The following is a 5,790-nucleotide window of genomic DNA, read 5'->3' as shown; positions in this document are numbered from 1 at the left end:
GAAGGAATTTCCCTAAGGGAAATTCCTTCATTAATTTTTAATTTTTAATTCTTAATTCTTAATTACCCTTGGTAGTTAAAGAATCCTCTTCCACTCTTTCTTCCAAGCCAACCAGCTCTAACATATTTTCTTAATATATTGCTTGCTCTATATTTTGTATCTCCTGTTTCTTTATATAATACATCCATAATAGCTAAGCATACATCAAGTCCAATTAAATCTCCTAGTGCTAAAGGTCCCATTGGATGATTTGCACCATATTTCATAGCTGTATCTATATCTTCTGCTGAAGCAATTCCTTCTTGAAGGATAAATGATGCTTCATTGATCATTGGAATAAGTATTCTATTAACAACAAATCCTGGAGCTTCTGCAACTTCTACTGGATTCTTTCCTATAGCTTCTGATAATTCTTTTACAGTGTTAAAAGTATCATCTGATGTAGCTATTCCTCTAATAACTTCAACAAGCTTCATTACTGGAGCTGGATTAAAGAAGTGCATTCCTATAACCTTATCTGGTCTCTTAGTAGCTGAAGCCACTTCAGTTATTGATAAAGAAGATGTATTTGAAGCTAGTATTGTGCTTTCTTTACAAATACCATCTAGTTCTGCAAATATAGATTTTTTAATTTCCATATTTTCTATTGCTGCTTCTACAACTAAATCACAATCTGCAGCTAAGTTCATATCAGTTGTTCCTGATATTCTTGAAAGAACTGCTTCCTTTGTAGCTTCGTCCATTTTTCCTTTAGCTACTAATTTACTTAAATTTTTATTGATTCCAGCTAATCCTCTTTCAACGAATTCATCTTTTATATCTCTTACAATAACTTCATAACCTTTTTGAGCAAAAGCTTGAACTATTCCTGCTCCCATAGTTCCAGCACCTAAAACAAAAATCTTTTCCATAAAACTATACCTCCTAATTCTCTTGAATTTCTTTTAATTGAGTAATCATTTCTGGTATTACCTTATTTAAATCTCCAACTATTCCATAATCAGCTACTTTCATAATTGGAGCTGTTTCATCTTTATTAATTGCTATAATCATATCTGAATCTTGCATACCAGCAACGTGTTGAATAGCTCCTGAAATACCACATGCTACATATATTGTAGGTTTAACAGTCTTACCTGTTTGTCCAACTTGATATGCTGCATCTATCCATCCTTTTTCAACAGCTGCTCTAGATCCTGCTACAACACCGCCTAAAGCATGCGCTAACTGTCTTAATAATTCAAAATTCTCTTCAGAACCTACTCCTCTTCCACCTGAAACTATTACCTTAGCTTCTCCAATATCAATTATTTCTTTATTAGCTTTAACTATTTCTAAAACTTGAGTTCTTATATCTGAAGGTTCTATTTGAACTTTAACATTTTCCACAACGAACTCAGTATTCTTTTCAGTAGATTTAGTAAAAACCCCTGGTCTTACAGTGGCCATTTGAGGTCTGTGATCTGGACATGCAATTGTAGCCATTAAGTTACCACCAAAAGCTGGTCTAGTAGCTAATAAAGCACCATCGCTAACTTCTACAGCTAATGAAGTACAGTCAGCAGTTAACCCTGTTGATAATCTTGCAGCTACTCTTGGACCTAAATCTCTTCCGATAAATGTAGCTCCAATGAATATAATTCCTGGCTTTCTTTCATTTGCTAAATCACAAATTACTTTTGTATAGCCATCAGTTGTATAATGTTCTAATTCTGGACTTTCAGCCACAAGCACTTCATCTGCACCATGTTCTCCTAAAATAGGTGCTAAACCTTCTACATTATTTCCTAATAAGATTGCTGTAAGCTTAACTCCTAATTCATTTGCAAGTCTCTTTCCTTCTCCTAATAACTCTAAAGAAACTTTTTGTAATTTACCTTCTCTTTGCTCAGCAAAAACCCAAATACCTTTATAATCTGCTATATTCATTTTCAATTCCTCCCTTAAGCAATCCTAGATATAATGCTTTTCCTTTAATTTACCTAAAACATATGAAACTGCTTCTGGTGCACTTTCCTTTACCACTTCTCCAGCACCTTTAGCTTCTTTAGTCATAGATTTCTTAACTTTAGTTGGAGATCCCTTTAATCCTATTTGTGATGCATCAACATCAAGATCATTTGCTGTAAATACAGTTATTTCTTTATCCTTAGTAGCAAATATCTTTCCAACATTCATATATCTAGGATGGTTTAATTCTGCTATAGCAGTTAAAAGTACTGGAGTTTGAACCTTAATCATTTCATATCCATCTTCTAATGCTCTATTTACTAATAATCCATCACTTTCTACTTCAACATTTTGTACATATGTTACTTGAGGTATTCCTAAATGCTCAGCAATTTCTGGTCCAACTTGTGCTGTATCACCATCAATAGCTTGTCTACCTCCAAAGATAATATCATAGTCTAAGTTTCTTATGGCTGAAGCTATTGTTCTTGAAGTAGCTAATGTATCAGCTCCACCAAAAGCTCTATCTGTAATTAATATTGCATCATCTGCCCCCATACATAAAGCTTCTCTTAAAGCATCTTTTGCTTGAGGAGGTCCCATACTTATTACTGTAACCTTTCCTCCATGCTTTTCCTTTAAGCATAATGCTGCTTCCAATGCATGCTTATCCTCTGGATTAATTATTGAAGGAACACCATCTCTAATTAATGTTCCTGTTTTTTGATCTATCTTAACAACAGTTGTATCTGGAACTTGTTTTAAACAAACTACTATATTCATTATTTTAAGCCTCCCTTAATTACTTTAATAAGCTTCCTGAAATGACCATCTTTTGAACTTCAGAAGTTCCTTCATAAATTTCAGTGATCTTAGCATCTCTCATCATTCTTTCAACTGGATATTCCTTAGTATATCCATATCCACCAAACAATTGAACAGCCTTAGTTGTAACATCCATAGCTAATTCTGCTGCATATAATTTTGCTCTAGCAGCATCTATTGAATATGGCTGTTTATTTTCTTTTAACCATGCAGCTTTATATACTAAGAATCTAGCAGCTTCAATTTTTGTGCTCATTTCAGCAACCATCCATTGTAATCCTTGGAATGCTGCTATAGGTCGACCAAATTGTTTTCTTTCTTTCATATATTTGATAGCTTCATCTAAAGCGCCTTCTGCAATTCCTAATGCTTGAGCAGCTATACCAATTCTTCCTCCATCAAGAGTTTTCATTGCTATACCAAAGCCTTTTCCTTCTCTACCAATTAAATTTTCCTTTGGAACTACACAGTTTTCAAATATAAGCTCTGTAGTAGAAGATGCTCTTATACCAAGCTTGTCCTCTTTCTTTCCTATTGAGAATCCTAGGAAGCCTTTTTCAACAATAAATGCTGATATTCCCTTAGTACCCTTTGATTTATCAGTCATGGCAAATACGATAAATGTATCAGCTACGCCCCCATTAGTGATAAATATCTTAGAACCATTTAATATATAGTTATCTCCATCTAATACTGCTGTAGTTTGTTGTCCTGCTGCATCTGTACCTGCTCCTGGTTCAGTAAGTCCAAATGCACCAATCTTATTTCCTGTACATAAGTCTCTTAAATATTTTTCTTTTTGTTCAGGAGTACCATTTTCATTTATTAATGAAGCACAAAGTGATGTATGTGCTGAAAGAATAACTCCTGTAGTAGCACAAACTTTTGATAGCTCTTCCACTGCTAGGATATAAGATAATACATCACCACCAGCTCCACCAAATTCAGTAGGGAAAGGAATTCCCATCATTCCTAACTCTCCCATTTTCTTAACGTTTTCCATTGGAAATCTTTCTGTTACATCTATTTCAGCAGCTATTGGTTTAACTTCATTAACTGCAAAATCTCTAACCATTTGCCTAACTAATTCTTGCTCCTTAGTCAATGTAAAATTCATACTTTTACCTCCCATAAATTGCCCTTATACATACTTAAACACATTTATTTAAAACAAATTATTATTTATTTTGGAAATTCTTTTCTCTTCTTTCTAGAAATGCACTCATTCCTTCTTTTTGATCTAAAGAATCAAAGCAGCTTCCGAAATCCCCTGCCTCTATTTCTATAGCCTTATCTATATCCACTTGCATACCTCTATTTATGGCATCCTTACATGTCTTAACAGCTATTGGTGCATTTGAACATATAGCTTTTGCCATAGCTCTTGCTTCATCCATTAATTTATCTAAAGGCACAACTTTATTTACTAATCCTATAGATAACGCTTCATCAGCTTTTACTATTGCACATGTATAAATTAATTCCTTTGCCTTTCCTTCTCCAACAAGTCTTGGAAGCCTTTGAGTTCCACCAAATCCAGGAGTTATACCAAGCCCTGCTTCAGGTTGAGCAAACTTAGCCTTTTCAGAGGCAATTCTTATATCACATGCCATTGCAAGTTCACAGCCTCCTCCTAGAGCAAATCCTGAAATTGCTGCAATAACTGGTTTATCTAAATTTTCAAGTCTTCTAAATACTTTATTACCTAGTAAACCAAATTCCTTTCCACCCTTTGAATCAAGATTTTTCATTTCTGCAATATCAGCACCAGCAACAAAAGATTTTTCACCTGAACCTGTTAAAATTACACAATAAATATTGTTATCATTTTCCAAATCCTCTATTACAGCATTTAACTCTTTTAAAGTTTCAGAATTTAAAGCATTTAATGCTTTAGGTCTGTTTATTGTTACAGTAGCAATATTACCCTCTTTTTCTAAAAGAACATTATTAAATTCCATATTTGCCTCCCTATATATAAATCCCAGATATTGTTTGTTAATTATATAACAAATATCAACAAAAAAATTTACCTCTTTACAAGGTTAATCTTAATATAAATCTTAATTACACTCTAATTATAATAACTATTTTTTACATTTGCAACAATATTTTGTAATTTTACTTTTATTTTACAATTATTAGCGCATAAAAAAAGAGCTCTATTACTAGCGCTCTTTTTTATGTGCTTTTCTTATTTATTCATTTGGTAAACTAAAGTTAATAAACTTTCAGATAAATGAACATTTTCTACCTTAACAGTCTCTGGCACATGAAGATCTATTGGTGCAAAGTTCCATATCCCTCTAACTCCACCATTTACTAAAACATCACATACCTTTTGTGCATTTATTCTAGGAACACAAAGTATTCCCATATCTATATGATTTTCTTCTAAATATCCTTTAAGTTCATCAATATCTTTTATTTCAACATCTCTTATTCTCATGCCTACAAGTTTTGGATTTGCATCAAATATTGCTGTTATTCCAAGACCTATATCAGTAAATCTACTATAATTCGCTATCGCTTGACCTATATTTCCAGCTCCAATAAGTACTGCATTATATTCTTTTCCTACACCTAAAATAGCTCCAATTTGATTATGTAGTTCTTTTACATTATATCCATAACCTTGTTGTCCAAAGTCTCCAAAGTTATTTAAATCCTGTCTTATTTGAGAAGCAGTAAAACCTATTTTTTCACCTAATTCTTTGGAAGATATTCTATCAACATCATTTTTGACAAGTTCTCCTAAATATCTATAGTACTTTGGCATTCTTTTTATAACTGCCATAGAAACATTTTTCTTCTTTTCCATAGTATATTCTCTCACTTTCTTATATTTTGCTTAACATTATGACAATTTAATTACCATAAAAAAATATATATCCTATTACCCCATATTGTTTATAATTTTAAACACTTTGATAATATAATAACATACTTTTTTTTCTAAATCTATATTCCATCACGGATTTTCTAAATATAACCAATAATACAACTCATTATTTC

Annotated in this window: 6 protein-coding genes; all 6 read right to left on the bottom strand. The window is 32.5% G+C overall.

The annotated features are described in order from the left end of the window. Positions 1–62 precede the first annotated feature (62 nt). Positions 63–911 (bottom strand): 3-hydroxybutyryl-CoA dehydrogenase, encoded by an 849-nt coding sequence (locus Q5O44_RS01615; protein WP_022166636.1) that lies wholly within the window; start codon positions 909–911, stop codon positions 63–65. A gap of 13 nt (positions 912–924) precedes the next feature. Continuing rightward, positions 925–1,929, bottom strand: a complete 1,005-nt coding sequence (locus Q5O44_RS01610; RefSeq protein WP_022166635.1) for an electron transfer flavoprotein subunit alpha/FixB family protein — start codon at positions 1,927–1,929, stop codon at positions 925–927. 24 nt (positions 1,930–1,953) lie between these two features. Beyond that, positions 1,954–2,733 carry an electron transfer flavoprotein subunit beta/FixA family protein gene (locus tag Q5O44_RS01605; RefSeq protein ID WP_022166634.1) on the bottom strand — a complete coding sequence of 260 codons (780 nt, stop codon included), beginning with the start codon at positions 2,731–2,733 and terminating at the stop codon, positions 1,954–1,956. Positions 2,734–2,752: 19 nt separating this feature from the next. After that, positions 2,753–3,892, bottom strand: a complete 1,140-nt coding sequence (locus Q5O44_RS01600) for an acyl-CoA dehydrogenase (protein WP_022166633.1) — start codon at positions 3,890–3,892, stop codon at positions 2,753–2,755. Positions 3,893–3,953: 61 nt separating this feature from the next. Continuing rightward, on the bottom strand, positions 3,954–4,736 hold the full coding sequence (locus tag Q5O44_RS01595) for a short-chain-enoyl-CoA hydratase (RefSeq protein WP_022166632.1): 783 nt from the start codon (positions 4,734–4,736) through the stop codon (positions 3,954–3,956). A gap of 233 nt (positions 4,737–4,969) precedes the next feature. Beyond that, complete coding sequence (locus Q5O44_RS01590; protein WP_022166631.1) at positions 4,970–5,596, bottom strand: redox-sensing transcriptional repressor Rex; 627 nt, start codon at positions 5,594–5,596, stop codon at positions 4,970–4,972. Between the last annotated feature and the right edge of the window lie 194 nt (positions 5,597–5,790).

Origin of the sequence: Clostridium sp. CAG:221, from assembly GCA_000435835.1 — a bacterium.
GTDB lineage: Bacteria > Bacillota > Clostridia > Clostridiales > Clostridiaceae > Clostridium.
Note: the sequence above shows the minus strand (reverse complement) of the source record. Positions and strands in the feature narration are given on the sequence as shown.

What these genes read in the sequence shown, in the direction of transcription:
- Q5O44_RS01615 (WP_022166636.1), bottom strand. Translation starts at nt 911, where the DNA reads ATGGAAAAGATTTTTGTTTTAGGTGCTGGAACTATGGGAGCAGGAATA.
- Q5O44_RS01610 (WP_022166635.1), bottom strand. Translation starts at nt 1,929, where the DNA reads ATGAATATAGCAGATTATAAAGGTATTTGGGTTTTTGCTGAGCAAAGA.
- Q5O44_RS01605 (WP_022166634.1), bottom strand. Translation starts at nt 2,733, where the DNA reads ATGAATATAGTAGTTTGTTTAAAACAAGTTCCAGATACAACTGTTGTT.
- Q5O44_RS01600 (WP_022166633.1), bottom strand. Translation starts at nt 3,892, where the DNA reads ATGAATTTTACATTGACTAAGGAGCAAGAATTAGTTAGGCAAATGGTT.
- Q5O44_RS01595 (WP_022166632.1), bottom strand. Translation starts at nt 4,736, where the DNA reads ATGGAATTTAATAATGTTCTTTTAGAAAAAGAGGGTAATATTGCTACT.
- Q5O44_RS01590 (WP_022166631.1), bottom strand. Translation starts at nt 5,596, where the DNA reads ATGGAAAAGAAGAAAAATGTTTCTATGGCAGTTATAAAAAGAATGCCA.